Here is an 18,747-nt window from a genome sequence, read left to right as displayed (position 1 = left end):
GGTGGTTCATCGGGCGTTGAGTACGGCCCGCCGGCCGGCGGTCTCACCGTCGGGCGACGGCGCGCCGTAGGTGACGGAGATGCCCCGTTCCTGCGCGGCCCGGACGATGCCTGGTATGGCGCGTTCGGCCAGGGCGGCGATCGTCGACGCCGGGTTCACCGTCAACGCACCCGGCACCGCCGAACCGTCGGTGACGAAGATCCCGGGATGTCCCCGCAGCTCGTGCCGGTCGTCCAGCGCCGAGGTGGCCGGGTCGTCGCCGATCCGGCAGGACGCCAGCGGATGCACCGTGTACGCCCCGACCAGGTCGTTCGTCCACGGTGCGACCTTCGCCAACCCGTCGCGTTCCAGGATGTCCTTGATGTCGGCGTCGGCGAGCGACCACCCCCGCCGGGTGTTCGCGGTGGGGCGGTAGCGCAGCGGCCCGTGGCCCAGCATCTGTTGGGAGAACCGGTGCGCGTTGCCGGTCTCCGGCGGCGGCCCGAAGACACCCTCGTTGTCGTCCTCGGACATGATGAAGATGGTCAACCACGACTGCCAGCGGCGCAGCATCTCCTTCTTGTCCACACCGAACCACGACGGACCGGTCGCGTCGGGGACCTGCGCCAGGATGGTGCCCAGCCCCGGTGGGAAGTACAGCTGCTCCAGCGAGTAGCGCTCGAACTCGGGCAGGTTGCCGTCGAGCCGATCCCAGCTGGCCACCGTCGGGCCCCGACCGATCTGGTACGCCTGGTAGGCCCGACCGTCCGGACGGGACAGCCCGAGCACCTCGCGGACCCGGTCCTCGTCGAAGACCGCGGTGTTCAGCCGCTCGCCGTTGCCGGAGAAGTAGCGTCCGACCGCGGCGGGCATCGTGCCCAGCTCCGGCTCCGACCGCTGCAGGATCACCGGGGTCGCCCCGGCCCCCGCCGCGACGATGACGATCTTCGCCTCGATCGTGCCGCTGTCGTGCAGGATGCGGTAGTCCTCGCCGTCCACGATCCGGTAGTGCACCTGGTAGCCGCCGTCGGCGGTGCGGGTGATCCGCTGCACCTCGTGCAGCGGGCGGATCTCCGCGCCGTGGGCGAGCGCCGCCGGCAGATAGTTCAGCAGCAGCGAACGCTTGGCGTCGAACCGGCAGCCGGCCATCATCCAGTTGCAGTTGGTGCACATGTCCACGTCGATCGCGGAGGGCGCCGGGTTGGCGGTGCGGCCCGCGTGCGCACAGGCGCTGGCGAACAGGCCACCCGCGTACGGCACCTTGTCCCAGCTCTGCCGGGTGATCGGCAGCGCCTCGGCGACCCGGTCGTACCACGGATCCAGCGAGTCCCGGCTGATCGAGGCGGGCCACATCCGGCGCCCGATGCTGCCGTGGCGCTCGAACACGAAGCGCGGCGCCCGCGGCATGGTGGCGAAGTACACCACGCTGCCGCCGCCGACACAGTTGCCGCCGAGCACGCTCATGCCGTCGCCCACCACGAAGTCGAAGACCCGGGTGTACGACGAGCCGAGCAGGAAGTCGTGGTCGAACTCCTCGCCGCGCAGCCACGGACCCCGTTCGAGGACGGTCACCCTGGCGCCGCCCGCCGCGAGATGGTAGGCGGGGATCGCGCCGCCGAAGCCGCTGCCGATGATGAGGACGTCGGTCGATTCAATGGTCGTCATGCCGGGCTGCCCGTCGCCGTCGTGTCAGGGTGGAGGTCGGCCAACTGGCGGCCGTACGAGAAGGAGTCGAACCGCCAGAGGCCGTCCGCCTGCGGCTGTTCGTAGCCGATGGTGAGCAGCCCGGGGTGGCCGGCGGCCAGCGCCTGCGGGGTGCTCAGGTGGGCGGCGCTGTCGAAGGCCATGTTGCTGAACAGGGCCAGGCCCACCCACATCTGCTTCTCGGGGTGGTCCGGTCGGGTGAGCGCCGCCACCAGGGCGGTACGGTCCGGGAACGGCAGCGCGACGAACGGCGGCACGGCCGGGTCGAGGGTCAGGCCGTGCTCGGCGGCGTACTCACGGGTGTGCTCGTTGAGCGAGAACACCAGCGAGTCCAACGCTTCGGCCAGCCCGCCGGCCGGGGTCTCCAACAGTTCGACGGCACCGGCCGCCACCGCACCGCCGCCGGTCGTGGCACCGGCGACCGCACGGTCCTCCGGGAACCGCTTCTCACCGGGAATGATGGTGTCGGCGAACGCCTCCAGCACGAGGGTCCGTTCCGGGTCGCGTTCGGGATTGTCGGGCTGCACCGCATCGCCTCCTGTCATGATCGGCGTGCCGGTACGGGCCACCCGCCGCAACGGGTACGAGACCGAGGAGGCACTCGACGGGCGACTTCGGTGCCGTCCGTGAGCGCTTCGGTGTCCCGCCGGGCAACGCTCGTAGTTCGCGTTCGCCCCATCGTTGCGGCGGTACGACGAGCCCGCATCTTCGTCGTTGCGCTCGTGCCGATGCCGGCAAGGGAAAGAAGGCTCACCCACCCGGCGGCGCCGACCCGCCGTCTTCTTCGGTCGTGCGCTGGACCGGCCATCGCGCCCCAACCACGTTGCCGCGCGTCGATACTGGCCGCACGTACCGCAACGAATGGAGGCAGGGATGGTCGCTGGCCGAGTAGCGTCCTCGGTGATCCAACGTCAGGTCAGGTACGTGTCTCCGGTGCCGGCCGCCTCGGCCACCGGTGTGGTCGCCGAGGTCTACGCACAGGTGGCCGACGAGATGCGTCTCGTGGTGCCGCCCGCGCTCATGCACTCCCCGTCGCCGGACGTGCTGGCCGCCTACTGGGCGCTGGTCCGCGAGCCGATGGTCACGGTCGGACCGGTGGACCGGGGCACCAAGGAGGCCGTGGCCGCCGCCGTGTCGGTGGCCAACATCTGCCCGTACTGCGCGGACATGCACACCGTCGGCATGTACGACCTCTCCGGCGAGCAGGCCGCCGAGGCCGTCGCCGCTGACCGCCTGCAGGACCTCGTCGATCCGGCGTTGCGGGCGGTGACGGCGTGGGCGCGTACCGCCCACCAGCTCGACGACGCCGTGCCGGCGCCGCCCGGACTCACCGCCGGGGACCGGGCGGAACTGCTCGGCGTGGTGGTCGCGTTCCACTACCTGACCCGGATGGTGAACGTCTTCCTGGCCAACTTCCTGCTCCCGCCCGGCCTGGCCCCCTGGTCCCGTCGCCGCCTCAAGCAGGGCATCAGCCGGGTCATGCGCCCCACCCTGCGCGACCCCCGGGTTCCGGGACGCAGCCTTGACCTGCTGCCGACGGCACCACTGCCGCCGGAGGCGTCCTGGGCTGCTCCCCGACCGGCGGTGGCTGCCGCGGTGGCCGGAGCCCACCAGGTCTTCCGGTTGGCGGCCGAACGCACCGTCTCCGCCGAGGTACGCGATCTGCTGACCGACTACCTGGCCGGGTGGCGCGGTGCGGAGACCGGGATCAGCACCGCCTGGTGTGAGCAACTGATCGCCGACCTGCCCCCGGCCGACCGGGCCGTCGCCCGGCTGTGCCTGCTCACCGCGGTGGCCTCGTACCAGGTCGACGGCGAGGTGGTCGGTGAGTTCCGCCGGCACCATCCGACCGATCGGTCGCTTGTGGACGCGGCGGCCTGGGCCGCCTGGTCGGCGTCGGCGCTGATCGGCACCCGGCAGGCGGCGCTGTCGGCGAGGTAGGCGATCCCGGGCCGGTGTCCACAACGGAGTCACCCATGGTCACCGATTGAGCACGGGAGAAGAAACTGCGCTCCGTCGTTACCCGGCACAGTGATACGTGCTGTCGGCGAGAGACGGCTCGGCCGGCACTGACGGAGAGGAGGCCGCATGAGTCTCGACACAGGTCGACCCGAACGGGTCAGCCTTACCGAGTCGATCAACGGCCGGCACCACCGCGCGGCGCTGAACCTGTTCATGATCGTGGTGCTGGCGCACTGGGCCGAGCACCTCACCCAGGCGTACCAGATCTGGGTGATGGGCTGGCCGGTGCCCGAGTCGCGGGGAGTGCTCGGCCTGGCGTACCCGTGGCTGGTCGCCTCCGAGTGGCTGCACTACGGGTACGCACTGGTGATGCTGGTCGGTCTGTGGCTGCTCCGGGGCGGCTTCGTGGGGCGGTCCCGGGGCTGGTGGATGGTCGCCTTCGGACTCCAGTTCTGGCACCACATCGAACACCTGCTGCTCTTCGTGCAGGCGCAGACCAGCACCGTGTTCTTCGGTCAGGCGGTACCGACCAGCCTGCTGCAACTGGTCATCCCCCGGGTCGAACTGCACCTGTTCTACAACACGGTGGTCTTCCTCCCGATGGTGGTCGCGATGTACCTGCACCTGCGGCCGAACCAGGCCGAGGCGGCCCGGATGAGCTGCAGTTGCGCCACCGGGCTGACGGTCGCCGCCGCAAAGCCGTGACGGCGACCGCACGACCGGCTCGCCGATCCGGCTGGTTCGGCTACCTACTCGCGGCGGTGGTCTGCGCGGTGGTGGTGCTGGCCGCCGTCAGCGACCCGCCCACGGCCCAGGTCGCCCAGGTGAGCCCGGCCGACGGTGCGGCCCTGGACACGGCGCCGGCGGACGTGGTGGTCACCTTCGACGGCCCGGCGGTGGCCCGGGAGTTCCATCTGTCGGTGGTCGCGGCCGGCGGCGGCCCGCCGGTCGCGGCCGGCCCGGCCCGGCTCGAGGCGCAACGGATGGTCCTGCCACTGTCGGCGACCCCAGCGGGGGAGTACCTGGCCGCGTACCACGTGCTGCTCGTCGACGGGCAGCAACTGTCCGGGTTCAGCCGGTTCACCGTGGGCACGGGCATGCCACCGGCGCCGGCCTCGTTGGACACCCCGTCGATCGTGCCGGGTGCGCACCAGCACGGCAGCGACGATCCGGTCAACCTCGGGCTGCTCCTGCTGGACCTGGTACTCGTACTGGTGGCGGCGGTGGTGCTGCTGCGCCGCCCGAAGATCCGCGAGAACCGCCCCTGGACCTACGACAGCGCATGAACGAAGGCGCGCGCAGGGCGGCCGGCCTACGACCATGAGTACGCCGGCCGCGGCGCGTCGCCGGGCCGGGTGAGGAGGACGACGATGCCGACCACCCTTGGTTCGCTACGGCGACTGGTCCTGACTCCGTCCCTGGTGGAGACGACCTTCGCCCACCGCGGATTCCCCGTGACGCCGGACGAGGTGACCCGCCGACTGGAGGCCATCCCCCAGGCGGTCATCTGCGGCTTCGAATGGGGCATCGACATGCGTGACCAGTGGGAGCTGGAGCGCCGGCTGGAACTGGTCGAACCGGAGATGCGGGGCTTCGCCTACGAGGGGGCGGCGATGGCACTCACCGTCCTCGACGCGCTGCCGGGCCCACGCCGACACCGGGCCCGGAGCCTGCTCGCCGGCCCGGGCCGACCCCACACCTTCCTGACCTACATCGGCATCGGGTTCGCCATGGCACGGCTGCCCCGCCCGCTCTGGAAGAAGGTGCTGCCCGATCTCAGCGGCACCCCGTACTACCCGACGATGAGTTGGCTGGCCGTCGACGGGTACGGCTTCGACCGGGCCTACTTCGAGACCGACCGGTGGGTGAACCGGCAGGAGCTGCTGCCCGCGTACCCCTGGCAGGGGCGGGCGGACTACTTCCCGCGCGCCGTAGACCAGGGCATCGGTCGTGCCCTGTGGTTCATCCACGGGGCCCGCACGGCCGAGGTGGCCACCGCCGTACGGCGCTTCGCCCCGGCCCGGCAACCCGACCTGTGGAGTGGCGTCGGCCTGGCCGCCACCTTCGCCGGTGGGGCCGACCTGACCAGCCTGCGGACCCTGGTCGACGCGGCCGGACCGGAACACGCGCACCTGGCGCAGGGCGCGGTCTTCGCGGCGAAGGCCCGCCACTTCTCCGGTTTCCAGCCCGAGCACACCGCGGTGGGGCTGACCGCGCTGGCCGGAATCTCCGTCGAGGCGGCCGCCGCGCTCGCCGACGACGTCGCCGTCGCGGGCCTCGTCGACCCCGCCGAGCCGGACTACGAGGTGTGGCGCCGGCGGATCCGCGAACACTTCCCGATGCCCGCGACGTACGTTTCCTAGCGATTCCCACTATCTATTGTGCGCCCGGTGCCCCGGGTGCGGGTCAACCATGCCCACGATTACCTAGAAGCGCCGCAACAATGAAGAAGAATCTCTCTCTCCGGGGTGGAAATAATGGCATCACATCCGTGGCCCTGGGGAGTGCTGAATGAAGGCTTGGCGAACGCTTCGGCGGCGTGTGATGACCCCGGACATTTCTGAGACGCGCTGCGACGTACGGGGATTCCACGTCACCGACGAGGCGACGCGGGTGCGGCTGGAGACCGTCGGCAGTTCCTTCCTCACCGGGTTCGGTGAGGCGGCACAGGCACGGGTCGCCGCCGACGTCCAGACTCCCCTGGACCGGCTGGCGCCCACCTGGCGCGGCTTCGCCTACGAGGGCGCGGCGATGGCGCTCGCCATCCGCGACGCGCTGCCCGGATCCGGCCGCCGGGTCGCCGACTTCCTCGCCGGCCCCGGCGACCCGCACGTCTACATGGCCTACGTGGGCGTCGGCTGGGCGATGGCCCGGCTGCCCCGGTTCCGCTGGTCCCGGCTGTACGCGCCGGACCCGCTGCTGCGCTGGCTGGTGCTCGACGGCTACGGCTTCCACCAGGCCTACTTCCACACCCGCCGGTACGTCGACCAGCGCTACCGGGAGGAGACGTTCCCCTGGCCGGGCGACGACCCGGGCGGCTACGCGGTGCGCGCGATCGACCAGGGCATCGGGCGCGCCAGTTGGTTCGTGGTCGGTGCCGATCCCGACCGGCTGGCGCGGCTGTTCGCCGGCTTCGCCGAACCACGCCGCCCGGACCTGTGGGCCGGCGCCGGGCTGGCCGCCACCTATGCCGGCGGTGCGGACGAGGCCGGACTGCGCCGGCTCCGCGAGTCGGCCGGGCCCTACCGGGGCGACCTGGCCCAGGGCTCGGCCTTCGCCGCCGGGGCACGGGTGCGCGCTGGCCTGGTGGTGCCACACAACCAGACCGCCACCCAGGTGCTCTGCGGGCTGTCCACCGAGGCCGCGTCGGCGGTGACAGACGAGACCCGCACCGGGGTGGGCCCGGCGGACGGGATGCCAGCGTACGAAGTGTGGCGACAAAGGATCAGAAATGTGCTCGTGGCGGCCGCCAGTAACTGATGCGACTGATCTACCCAAGGCCGGACGAGAACTGCCACCTGCTGCGTGGGGCGGCTAAGGAAAGGGCGTAGAAGAAATGACGAGAATCGCTGTGGTGGGTATGGCCTGCCGCTATCCGGACGCCGCGTCGCCACGCGAACTGTGGGAGAACGCGCTGGCCGGACGGCGGGCCTTCCGCCGGCTGCCCGACGTACGGATGAAGCTGGACGACTACTGGGACCCGGACCCGAAGACCCCGGACCGGTTCTACGCGCGCAACGCGGCAGTCATCGAGGGCTACGAGTTCGACCGGGTGGCCTACAAGATTGCCGGAAGCACCTTCCGCTCCACCGACCTCACCCACTGGCTGGCACTCGATGTCGCCGCTTCCGCGCTGGCCGACGCCGGCTTCCCGATGGCCGAGGGCCTGCCCAGGGAGCGGACCGGTGTGGTCGTCGGCAACAGCCTCACCGGCGAGTTCACCCGCGCCAACCAGCTGCGCCTGCGCTGGCCGTACGTGCGGCGGATGGTCGCGGCGGCGCTGAAGGAGCAGGACTGGAACGACGACCAACTGGCCGGCTTCCTGGACGGCTTCGAGGCCACCTTCAAGAGCCCGTTCCCCGACGTCGACGAGGACACGCTGGCCGGCGCCCTGTCCAACACCATCGCCGGGCGGATCTGCAACCACTTCGACTTCAAGGGCGGCGGCTACACGGTCGACGGGGCCTGCTCCTCGTCGCTGCTGTCGGTCGCCACGGCATGCAAGACCCTGATCGACGGGGACGTGGACGTGGCGGTCGCCGGTGGCGTCGACCTCTCCATCGACCCGTTCGAGATCATCGGTTTCGCCAAGACGGGGGCGCTGGCCACCGGCGAGATGCGGGTCTACGACCGTTCCTCCAACGGATTCTGGCCCGGCGAGGGCTGCGGCATGGTGGTGCTGATGCGGGAGGACGAGGCCCGCGCCGCCGGACACCGCATCTACGCCACGATCGCCGGCTGGGGCATCTCCTCCGACGGCAAGGGCGGCATCACCCGGCCCGAGATCAACGGCTACCGGCTCGCGCTGCGCCGCGCCTACGAGCGCACCGGCTTCGGTATCGAGACCGTCGGGCTGTTCGAGGGCCACGGCACCGGCACCAAGGTCGGCGACGCGACCGAGTTGGCGGCGCTCTCCCAGGCCCGGGCCGACTCGGACCCGACGGTGCCGCCGGCCGCCATCGGCTCGGTGAAGGGCATGATCGGCCACACCAAGGCCGCCGCCGGGGTGGCCGGCCTGATCAAGGCGGCGATGGCGGTGCACCAGGAGGTGCTGCCGCCGGCCATCGGCTGCGTCGACCCGCACGACCTGCTCCGCGAGGGCACCCCGCGGCTGCGGGCCCTGCGCCGGGCCGAGGCTTGGCCGGGTGACCGCCCGGTCCGCGCCGGAATCACCGCGATGGGCTTCGGTGGCATCAACACCCACATCGTCCTGGACAACTCCCGCCCGCGCCGACGGGCCAACCTGGACACCCGCGCCCGCGCCATCAGCACCGGGCTCCAGGACGCCGAGCTGCTGGTGGTGGACGCGCCGACCGCGCAGGACCTGGGCGACCGGCTCGACCAGCTCGTCGAGTTCGTGCCGGCGCTGTCGTACGCCCAGCTCTCCGACCTGGCCGCCACCCTGCACGGCGAACTGCGGGAACTGCCCTTCCGGGCGGCGGTGGTGGTGTCCTCGCCCGAGGACGCCGAGCGGCGGCTGCGCAAGGTACGCGACGCGGTACGGGCCGGCGAGACCACGATGTCCTCCAGCGACGGTCGGTGCCTGCTCGGCCGGGTCAGCGGCCCCGGCCGTATCGGCTTCCTCTTCCCCGGGCAGGGCTCCGGCCGCGGGGTCAGCGGCGGTGCGCTGCGCCGCCGCTTCGCCGAGGCGGAGGAGGTGTACCTGCGGGCGAACCTGCCCACCGGGACCGACGTGGTGGCCACCGAGGTGGCCCAGCCGCGCATCGTCACCGGTGTCGCCGCCGGTCTGCGGACGCTGACCGCGCTGGGCATCGAGGCGGCCGTCGCGGTCGGGCACAGCCTGGGCGAGATCGCCGGCCTGCACTGGGCCGGTGCGATCGACGAGGTCGGCCTGCTGCGGGTGGCCGGCGTACGCGGCCGGACCATGGCCCAGCACAGCGCCTCGGGCACCATGGCCAGCATCGGCGCCGGACCGGAGACCACCGCCACCCTGCTGACCGACCTGCCGGTGGTGATCGCCGGCTACAACGGACCCGACCACACCGTGGTCGCCGGTGCGGTGGACGCGGTCGAGGAGGTCTGCCGGCGAGCCGGCGACGGGGGACTGAGCGCCACCGTCCTGTCCGTCTCGCACGCCTTCCACTCGCCGCTGGTGGCGCCGGCCGCCGAGGCGTTCGGCGCGGCGCTGGCCGAGGAACCGTTCCGGCCGTTGGACCGGCGGCTGATCTCCACGGTCACCGGCGACGTGCTGCCCGCCGACACGGACGTACCCGCGCTGCTGCGTCGCCAGATCACCGACCCGGTGCTGTTCACCCAGGCGGTCACCATGGCCGCCAAGGACATCGACCTGTTCGTCGAGGTGGGCCCCGGCCGGGTGCTGACCGGGCTGGCGGACCGGGCCACCGAGGTGCCGGTGGTCGCCCTGGACACCGACGACGAGTCGATCGCCAGCCTGCTCAAGGTGGTCGGCGCGGCGTACGTGACCGGTGCCGCGCCGGTGGACAGCGCGCTGTTCCACGGCCGACTGGTCCGGCCGATCGAGGTCGGCCAGCAGTTCTCGTTCCTGGCCAGCCCCTGCGAGCAGGCCCCGCCGCTGCGCCTGCCGGAGAGCACCTCGGTGCCGGCGGTTCCGGTCACCCCGCAGGCCGAGGCCACGCCCGACGCGGTGGCCGGCGAACCCACCGAGGAACTGCTGCGCCGGCTGGCCGCCGAGCGGGCGGAACTGCCGCTGGAGACGGTGCAGCCCGACAGCCGGCTCCTGGACGACCTGCACCTCAGCTCGATCACCGTCGGTCAGGTGGTCAACCACGTCGCCCAGCGGATGAACGTGCCGACCGCCGCGCTGCCCACCAACTTCGCCACGGCCACCGTCCGCCAGCTCGCCGAGGCGATCGACGAACTGGCCGGCACGGCAGGATCGGTCGAGTCGGCCGCGGACCCGGTGGTGGTCGGCGCCGCGGCCTGGGCGCGCCCCTGGCGGCTCGACCTGGACGAGGTGCCGGCCCCGGCCCGGGTGGCCCCGGCGGAGACCGGCCGGTGGCGGGTACACGCCCCGTCCGGGCATCCCTGGGCCGACCGGCTGGCCGCCGCGCTGGAGCAGGCACGCCTCGGCGACGGCGTGCTGGTCTGCCTGCCGGACCCCTGCCCGGAGGAGGCGCTCGACCTGGCGCTGACCGGCGCCCGCGAGGTCGTCGGCGGTGCGCCCGGCACGCGGTACGTCCTGGTCCAGCACGGCCGGGGTGCGGCCGGGCTGGCCAAGACCCTCCGTCTGGAAGCACCCCAGGCCCGGGTGACCATCGTGCGGCTGCCCGACGACAACGCCGTGGTGGACCGGGTGGTGACCGAGGTGGCCGGCACCGCCGACTACCGGGAGGTGCGCTACGACACCGCCGGCGTGCGGCGGATACCCACCCTGCGGGTGCTGCCCGTGCGCGCCGCCCGGACCCGTTCCGTGCTCGGCGCCGACGACGTGCTGCTGGTCACCGGCGGCGGTAAGGGCATCACCGCCGAGTGCGCGCTGGCCATGGCCACCGACAGCGGAGCGGGCCTGGCCCTGCTCGGCCGTTCGGATCCGGCGCAGGACAGTGAACTGGCCGCCAACCTGGCCCGGATCGCGGCGGCGGGGGTACGGGTCCGCTACGCCCGCGCCGACGTCACCGACGCCGCCGCGGTACGGGCCGCCGTCGCGGAGCTGACCGCGCAGCTCGGCCCGGTGACCGCGGTGCTGCACGGCGCCGGCCGCAACGAGCCGGCCGCGTTGACCACCCTGGACCTGGCGGCCTTCCGGGCCACCCTGGCCCCGAAGCTCGACGGGCTGCGGGCGACCCTGGACGCGGTCGACCCGCAACGGCTGAAGCTGCTGGTCACCCTGGGCAGCATCATCGGCCGGGCCGGACTGCGCGGCGAGGCGCACTACGCGACCGCCAACGACTGGCTGGCCGAGGCCACCGAGGAGTTCGGCCGCGAGCACCCGCAGTGCCGGGCGATCTGCCTGGAATGGTCGGTCTGGTCCGGCGTCGGGATGGGTGAGCGGCTGTCGGTCGTCGAGTCCCTGGCCCGCGACGGGGTCACCCCGGTCACCCCCGACCAGGGCATCGCCATCCTGCGCCGACTGCTGGCCGACCCGGACTCACCGGACGTGGTGGTCATCAGCGGACGCACCGAGGGCATCGACACCGTCCGGTACGACCTGCCCGAGCTGCCGCTGCTGCGGTTCGTGGAACGCCCCCTGATCCGCTACCACGGGGTCGAACTGGTCGCCGAGGTGGACCTCAACGTCGGCACCGACCGCTACCTCGCCGACCACCTCCTCGACGGCAACCTGCTCTTCCCGGCGGTGTTCGGCATGGAGGCGATGGCCCAGGTGGCCGGCGCGGTCAGCGGGGACGGACGGGTGCCGGTCATCGAGGGCGCCGAGTTCCTCCGGCCGATCATCGTCCCGCCGTACGGGCGCAGCCGGATCCGGGTGGCCGCCACCGTGACCGACGAGGACACCGTCCGGGTGGTCATCCGCAGCGAGGAGACGGCCTTCGCCGCCGACCACTTCACCGCCACCCTGCGCTTCACCGACGAGGCGGCGCCCGACGGCCCGCCCGCGCAGGTCTCCGACGAGATCGCCGCGGTGCGGCTCGCGCCGGCCGACGAACTCTACGGCGACGTGCTCTTCCAGGGCGACCGGTTCCAGCGGTTGCGCCGCTACCGACAGGCCGCCGCCCGGCACGTGGACGTGGAGGTGCAGGCGCTCACCGACGTCGAGTGGTTCGCCCCGTTCGTGCCCGACACCCTGCTGCTCGGCGACCCCGGCGTACGGGACGCGCTGATGCACGGCAACCAGGTCTGCGTACCGGACGCCACGCTGCTGCCGGCCGGTGTGGAGCGCATCCACCCGGCGGGGGAGAAGCTGACCGGCCAGGGCGACCTGCGCTACTGCGCCACCGAGCGCAGCCGCGACGGCGACACCTACGTCTACGACATCGCGCTGCGCACCGCCGCCGGCGAGACCGTGGAGCGGTGGGAGGGCCTGCGCCTGCGGGCGGTACGCAAGCAGGACGGTCGCGGCCCCTGGGCCGCGCCGCTGCTCGGGCCGTACCTGGAACGGGCGCTCGGCGACATCCTCGACGCCCGGGTCGCCGTGGCGGTCGAGCCGGACGACCCGCGGGTGCCGGCCGGCACCACGGGTGGCCACGTGGCCCGACGGCGGGCCGCCACCCGACTCGCCGCCCAGCGGGCGACCGGTGAACCGGTCGAGGTGAGCTACCGGCCCGACGGCCGCCCGGAGATCCCCGGCGGACGGACGCTGTCCATCGCGCACGGCGCCGGACTGACCCTGGCGGTGACCGGGACCGGGACCGGGCCGCTCGGCTGCGACGTCGAGACGGTGACGAACCGGCCGCAGGCCGTCTGGGACGACCTGCTCGGCGGGCACGCCGCACTGGCCCGCCTGCTGGTCGCCGAGACCGGTGAGGACGCCGACACCGCCGCGACGCGCACCTGGACGGCAATGGAGTGCGTGCAGAAGGCCGGCGGCCAACCCAGCGGCCCGCTGACGTTGCTCTCCTCGCCACGACCCGGCTGGATGCTGCTGAAAGCGGGGGAGCTGACGGTGGCGACCTTCGTCACCACGGTGCGCGGCACCACCGACCCGGTGGTGTTCGCAGTCCTCACCGAGGGGCGGTGAGCGGCGTGGAGCGCTGGTTCGAGTACCGCCACACCGTCGGTTTCGAAGAGACCAACATCGTCGGCAACGTCTACTACGTCAACTACCTGCGTTGGCAGGGCCGCTGTCGGGAGATGTTCCTCAAGGAGCGGGCGCCGGAGGTCCTGGCCGACCTTCAGGCCGACCTGAAGCTGTTCACGCTGCGGGTCGACTGCGAGTTCTTCGCCGAGATCACCGCCTTCGACGAGTTGGCCATCCGGATGCACCTGCGGGAACTGGCGCAGACCCAGATCGAGTTCGGCTTCGACTACGTCCGGCTGGACGCCGACGGCGGCGAGGTCCTCGTCGCCCGCGGCGCGCAGCGCGTGGCGTGTATGCGCGGCCCCAACACCCGCACCGTGCCCAGCCGTGTGCCGGCCGCGTTGGAGGCCGCGCTCAAGCCGTACGCCACGGGCGTGCGGGCCTGACGCTGACCAGCAGGAGGTCACTGTGACTGTCCATCCCCACCCGACCGGGGTGGTGACCGATCCGCAGACGTTGCGACGTACGTTCGCCGCCTTCCCCACCGGTGTCACCGTGGTCACCGTGGGCGGGCCGACCCCGCACGGCATGACGGCCAACTCGTTCACCGCGGTCTCCCTGGACCCGCCGCTGGTCCTGGTCTGCGTGGGTCGGGAGGCGGTGATGCACGACGCGCTGGCCGAGGCCGAGCACTTCGGCGTGTCGGTGCTGGCCGCCGGTCAGGAACCGGTGGCCCGCTACTTCGCCGACCGGCGCCGGCCACTGGGCCGCGAACAGTTCGAGTTCGCGCAGTGGCGGGCCGGTGCCCGTACCGGCGTGCCACTGCTCGTCGGCGCCGTTGCGCACTTCGAGTGCCAGCGGTGGCGGTCGTACGACGGCGGGGACCATCGTATCTTCGTCGGCCGGCTGGTGACGATGGACCGCACCAGCGAGGACGCCCTGCTCTTCGTCGACGGCGGGTTCCGTCGGCCCGAGCACGAGCGCACCGGAGCGACGACGTGACCATGGTGCGGGGAGGGCGCCGGGTTCCCCCCGGTCCGGCCCGGCACGCGGCCCTGCGCATGCTGCTGGTGATGACCCGCGACCGGCTGGGCATGATGACCTCGGCCGCGGACCGTTACGGCGACGCCGCGCGACTGCCGGTCGGCCCGAAGAGCCTCTACTTCTTCAACCACCCCGACCACGCCAAGCACGTACTGGCCGACAACGCGGCCAACTACCACAAGGGCATCGGGCTCGTACACGCTCGGCGGGCCCTCGGCGACGGGCTGCTCACCAGCGAGGGCGAGCTGTGGCGCAAACAGCGCAAGGTGATCCAGCCGGCGTTCCAGAGCCGACGGATCGCCGCCCAGGCCGGCGCGGTCGCCGAAGAAGCGGCCGCACTTGTCGACCGGCTGCGCGAACGGACCGGGCAGACCGTCGACGTGTCACACGAGATGACCGCGCTGACTCTCGGCGTGCTGGGCCGCACCCTGCTCGACACCGATCTGGGCCGGTTCCCGTCCGTCGGCGGCGACTTCGCCGCCGTGCAGGACCAGGCGATGTTCGAGCTGGAGACGCTCAGCGCGGTGCCTCCGGTGCTGCCGTTGCCCCGGCAACTGCGGTTCCGCCAGGCCCGGCGGCGCCTGGAACGAGTCGTCGACCAACTGGTGGCCGAACGCGGCACCGACGACGACGGCCGGGAGGACGTGCTGTCCCGCCTGATCGCGTCCGCGGGCCGGGAGCCGGACCCCCGGATCGGACGCATCCGGCTCCGTGACGAACTGGTCACCCTGCTGCTCGCCGGTCACGAGACCACCGCCAGCACCCTGAGTTGGACGCTGTACCTGCTCGACGAGCATCCCGAGGTGCGTGAGCGGCTGCGCGCCGAGGTGGTGTCGGTGCTCGGCGACCGGCTGCCGACCATGGAGGACCTCGGCCGGCTGCGCTACACCACCATGGTCTTGGAGGAGGTGATGCGCCTCTATCCACCGGTGTGGCTGCTGCCCCGCAAGGCCCTGGCCGACGACGAGGTCGGTGGCTACCACGTACCGGCCGGTGCGGACGTGCTCATCTGCACGTACACCCTGCACCGGCACCCACGGTTCTGGCCCGACCCGGACCGCTTCGATCCGGACCGTTTCCACCCGGACCGCGCGGTCGACCGACCCCGGTACGCCTACATCCCGTTCGGTGCGGGACCACGCTTCTGCGTGGGCAACCACCTTGGCCTGATGGAGGCTACCTTCGCCACCGCCCTGCTGGTGCGCGACCTGCGGCTGACCCGTCCACCCGGGCACCAGGTGGTGCCCGAGCCGATGCTGTCGCTGCGCGTGCGCGGCGGCCTGGCCATGCGGGTGGGCACACCGGGCTGACCCGACCCCGACGCCGCCCCGCCGCGACCCTGTCCGGTGGGGCGGCATCGGCACGTCCGAACGCGCTCGCGAATGCCGGGAAGAGTGATAAGCGCCAATCTCCAAACGCTTATCGATTCGTGCTCGACCGGCCGGAACGTGTTTCGAGAGCAATTCCTGAGAAGACGTCGGGACCGGCCGGACGGAAGCATGACGGTGGCTCGTACCGGCGACGCCGAGTCCGGCCGATACCCGACCGTCCGGCTCCCGAATGCCCGGCGGCGAGCCGACGCCGACCCGCCCGTAGGGCGCCACGACCGCCCACTGCCGGGACCGATCAGGACGTCCCGGCGCCGTTTACCTGAGGGGGACTGTTGCCACCGCAATCCGTAGGCATCCTGCGCCGACTCATCCCGCCCGTGTTCGTGCTCGTGTTGCTCGCCGGCATGTTCGGTGTCGCCCGGCTGCCCTCGGCCTCGGCCGAGACGCGAAGCGCCCTGGCGTCCCGGTACGCCTTCACCGAGCTGCCCATCGCGCTACCCCCCGGCCTGCCGGAGCGCACCATACGCGAGGTGAACCCCAGGTACGAGCACATCCGCTCGTGGATCTCGTCCGTCGGGGCCGGAATCGCGCTCAACGACCTGGACGGCGAGGGCGTCGCCAACGACCTGTGCCTGGTCGACCCGCGCAGCGACTCGGTCATCGTCACTCCGGCCCCGGCCAGCGACGCCGACTATGCGCCGTTCGTGCTGGACCCGGCTCCGCTGGCCACCGGCCCGGCCATCGCACCGATGGGCTGCGTCCCCGGCGACTTCAACCTCGACGGCCGGATGGACCTGCTGGTCTACTACTGGGGCCGCACGCCGGTGCTCTTCCTCCAGCTCCCCGGCGTGACGGCGCTGAGCCGGGCGGCGTACCACGCGACCGAGCTGATTCCGCAGCAGACCACCGGCGACGTCTACCGCGGTCCGCTGTGGAACACCAACGCCGTCGCGGTCGCCGACTTCGACGGTGACGGCCGGCCCGACATCGGCGTGTTCAACTACTTCCCGGACAGCCAGGTGCTCGACCCGAACGGCCTGCCGCACGTGCAGATGAACCACTCGATGTCGCACGCGCACAACGCCGGCGGCGCGCACATCCTGCGCTGGACCGGAGCGACGAGCGGGGAGACGCCCTCGGTGAGTTACGAGGAGCAGGTGGCCGGCGATCCCGCGTACTTCACCGGCTGGACGCTCGCCGCCGCCTCGGCCGACCTCGACGACGACCTGCTGCCCGAGCTGTACCTGGCCAACGACTTCGGTCAGGACCGCCTCTTCCACAACCGGTCCACCCCGGGACGGATCTGGTTCGAGCTGGTGGAAGGGCGCCGCGACCCGATCACCCCGAAGTCGATGGTGCTCGGCCACGACTCCTTCAAGGGCATGTCCATCGACTTCGCCGACCTGGAGGGCCGGGGTCGGTTCGACGCGTTCGTCAGCAACATCACCGAGTCGTGGGGTCTGGAGGAGAGCAACTTCCTCTGGCAGAACATCGCCGCGACGCCGCAGGAGGCCCGGCAGCTGATGCTCAAGGGCGAGGCGCCGTTCCGCAACCAGGCGGCGGCCAAGAACATCGCCTGGGTCGGCTGGGGCTGGGACACCAAGATGGCCGACTTCGACAACAGCGGCCAACTGGTGGTCGTCCAGGCCACCGGCTTCGTGAAGGGCACCATCAACCGGTTCAACTGGCTGCAGGAGCTGGCCATCAGCAACGACCTGCTGCTCTCCGACCCGGACATGTGGCCGAAGGCGGAGCCCGGTGACGACATCGCCGGCGGCAACACGCTCGCCTTCTGGGCCCGGGAGGACAACGGCCGGTACGCCGACATCGGTCCGGAACTCGGCATGGCCGTACCCGTACCCACCCGCGGTGTGGCGGTCGGCGACACCACCGGCGACGGCGCGCAGGACTTCGCGGTCGCCCGGCAGTGGGGACCGCCGGTGTTCTACCGCAACGACAAGCCCGGCGACGGCAACTTCCTGGGCCTGCGGCTCGTCCGGCCGGCGCTGTCCGGTGACGGCAACGCTCCGGCGTACGGGGCGAAGGTGCGGATCACCACCGCCGACGGTCGTACCCAACTGGGACAGCTCGACGGCGGCGGAGGCCACTCCGGCAAGCGCAGCTTCGACGTGTTCTTCGGACTCGGATCCCAGGGTGACCGGCCGGTGCGGGCGGAGCTGAGCTGGCGCGACCTCTCCGGCGCCAGCCACCGGCAGACGCTCGACCTGACCGCCGGGTGGCATGACATCAAGCTGACCAGTCAAGCCGAGGAGTTGACGAAGCGATGACGGACGTCAAACGACCGGAGGTGGGCGGGAACGGGTCCGTCACCGGCACCGTCGGCCCGCCGGCGACCACCACCCCGCCGGGGCCCGGGACGACCCGACCCCTCGTACCTCGGGTGGACGCCAAGGACCCGCGATACCTGGCGCTGCGCAACTTCGCCATCTCGATGTCGATCTTCAACATCCTCGGCTACACGGTGCTCGGCTTCGAGCAGCCCTGGCTGTGGCCGATCCTGGCCCTGGCGGTCGGCTACGGTGCCGAGATCATCATCGAGATGGTGTCCGCCCGGGCACACAACCGCCCCACCGCCTTCAGCGGCCACGGCATCTGGGGCATGTACACGTTCCTGCTGCCCGCGCACATCACCGCCCTCGCGGTGAACATGTTGTTGTACGCCAACCACAACTTCTGGCCCATCGCCTTCGCTGTGGTCGTGGCGATCGGTCAGAAGGCGGTGCTCCAGGCCCCCATCATGGGCCGGATGCGGCACTTCATGAACCCGTCCAACTTCGGCATCACGATCGCCCTGCTCTCCTTCTCCTGGGTCAACATCGCGCCGCCGTACCACTTCACGGAGAACGTGCCGGGCGTCATCAGCATCCTCATCCCGGTCGTCATCATCACCGCCGGTACGGTGCTCAACGCCATGCTGACCAAGAAGGTGGCCCTGATCGTCGGCTGGCTGGGGGCGTTCGTGATCCAGGCGCTGATCCGGCACTTCGTCTGGGACGTGTCGCTGCTCGCCGCGCTGGTGCCGATGTCCGGGGTGGCCTTCGTCCTGTTCACCAACTACATGATCACCGATCCGGGCACCACCCCGTCCGCTCCGCGCATGCAGTTCATGTTCGGCGCCAGCGTCGGCATGGTCTACGGCGTGCTGATGGTGTTCAACGTGGTCTACACGCTGTTCTTCGCGGTCACCATCGTCTGTCTCGCCCGTGGCCTGTTCTGGTGGGGCAAGTGGCTGATGGATCGCAACCGGCGGACCACGAACAATCTGGCCCCGGTACCACCGCCCGCCGCGGTGGCGCTGCCCGTCGCCCGCTGACCACCCACGCACCGGTCACCGGCGGCCCGACGACC

The 18,747-nt window shown here is 71.8% G+C and carries 13 protein-coding genes; 11 read left to right on the top strand and 2 right to left on the bottom strand.

All coding sequences use genetic code 11. The features are described from left to right. Positions 1-6: 6 nt before the first annotated feature. Both D2L64_RS05300 and D2L64_RS05295 read right to left on the bottom strand, forming a co-directional pair. Positions 7-1,644 carry a GMC family oxidoreductase N-terminal domain-containing protein gene (locus D2L64_RS05300; protein ID WP_119573560.1) on the bottom strand — a complete coding sequence of 546 codons (1,638 nt, stop codon included), beginning with the start codon at positions 1,642-1,644 and terminating at the stop codon, positions 7-9. Then, the gene (locus tag D2L64_RS05295; protein WP_119573686.1) at positions 1,641-2,228 is read right to left on the bottom strand and encodes a DUF5987 family protein; all 588 of its coding nucleotides are present in this window, start codon (positions 2,226-2,228) and stop codon (positions 1,641-1,643) included. Before D2L64_RS05295 ends, D2L64_RS05300 begins: the two co-directional genes overlap by 4 nt. A 355-nt stretch (positions 2,229-2,583) precedes the next feature. Here D2L64_RS05295 and D2L64_RS05290 point away from each other — a divergent pair, with 355 nt between their 5' ends. From D2L64_RS05290 to D2L64_RS05240, 11 genes are all read left to right on the top strand, one after another. Continuing rightward, positions 2,584-3,624 carry a carboxymuconolactone decarboxylase family protein gene (locus D2L64_RS05290; RefSeq protein ID WP_233558778.1) on the top strand — a complete coding sequence of 347 codons (1,041 nt, stop codon included), beginning with the start codon at positions 2,584-2,586 and terminating at the stop codon, positions 3,622-3,624. A gap of 147 nt (positions 3,625-3,771) precedes the next feature. Next, the gene (locus tag D2L64_RS05285) at positions 3,772-4,350 is read left to right on the top strand and encodes a hypothetical protein (RefSeq protein ID WP_119573558.1); all 579 of its coding nucleotides are present in this window, start codon (positions 3,772-3,774) and stop codon (positions 4,348-4,350) included. Beyond that, positions 4,347-4,931, top strand: a complete 585-nt coding sequence (locus tag D2L64_RS05280; protein WP_158603449.1) for a copper resistance CopC family protein — start codon at positions 4,347-4,349, stop codon at positions 4,929-4,931. The genes D2L64_RS05285 and D2L64_RS05280 overlap by 4 nt, the downstream gene beginning before the upstream one ends. An 84-nt stretch (positions 4,932-5,015) precedes the next feature. Beyond that, on the top strand, positions 5,016-6,008 hold the full coding sequence (locus D2L64_RS05275) for a DUF1702 family protein (RefSeq protein WP_119573557.1): 993 nt from the start codon (positions 5,016-5,018) through the stop codon (positions 6,006-6,008). 148 nt (positions 6,009-6,156) lie between these two features. Next, positions 6,157-7,125 carry a DUF1702 family protein gene (locus D2L64_RS05270; protein ID WP_119573556.1) on the top strand — a complete coding sequence of 323 codons (969 nt, stop codon included), beginning with the start codon at positions 6,157-6,159 and terminating at the stop codon, positions 7,123-7,125. Positions 7,126-7,201: 76 nt separating this feature from the next. Then, entirely contained in the window at positions 7,202-13,003 is a 5,802-nt protein-coding gene (locus tag D2L64_RS05265; protein WP_119573555.1) for a type I polyketide synthase, read from the top strand. Positions 13,004-13,008: 5 nt separating this feature from the next. Beyond that, positions 13,009-13,449 carry an acyl-CoA thioesterase gene (locus D2L64_RS05260; protein ID WP_119573684.1) on the top strand — a complete coding sequence of 147 codons (441 nt, stop codon included), beginning with the start codon at positions 13,009-13,011 and terminating at the stop codon, positions 13,447-13,449. 22 nt (positions 13,450-13,471) lie between these two features. Then, a complete protein-coding gene (locus D2L64_RS05255; protein WP_119573554.1) occupies positions 13,472-14,005 on the top strand; it encodes a flavin reductase family protein in 534 nt (177 codons plus the stop codon). Positions 14,006-14,007: 2 nt separating this feature from the next. After that, complete coding sequence (locus tag D2L64_RS05250) at positions 14,008-15,357, top strand: cytochrome P450 (protein WP_119573553.1); 1,350 nt, start codon at positions 14,008-14,010, stop codon at positions 15,355-15,357. 404 nt (positions 15,358-15,761) lie between these two features. Continuing rightward, a complete protein-coding gene (locus D2L64_RS05245; RefSeq protein WP_233558793.1) occupies positions 15,762-17,666 on the top strand; it encodes a CRTAC1 family protein in 1,905 nt (634 codons plus the stop codon). Continuing rightward, positions 17,663-18,712, top strand: coding sequence for an enediyne biosynthesis protein (locus tag D2L64_RS05240; protein WP_119573552.1), 1,050 nt, complete (start codon positions 17,663-17,665; stop codon positions 18,710-18,712). Before D2L64_RS05245 ends, D2L64_RS05240 begins: the two co-directional genes overlap by 4 nt. Positions 18,713-18,747 lie beyond the last annotated feature (35 nt).

Origin of the sequence: Micromonospora radicis (genome assembly GCF_003583405.1) — a bacterium.
GTDB lineage: Bacteria > Actinomycetota > Actinomycetes > Mycobacteriales > Micromonosporaceae > Micromonospora > Micromonospora radicis.
The sequence above is the reverse complement of the archived record's forward strand: the minus strand, read 5'-3'. Positions and strand labels throughout refer to the sequence as shown.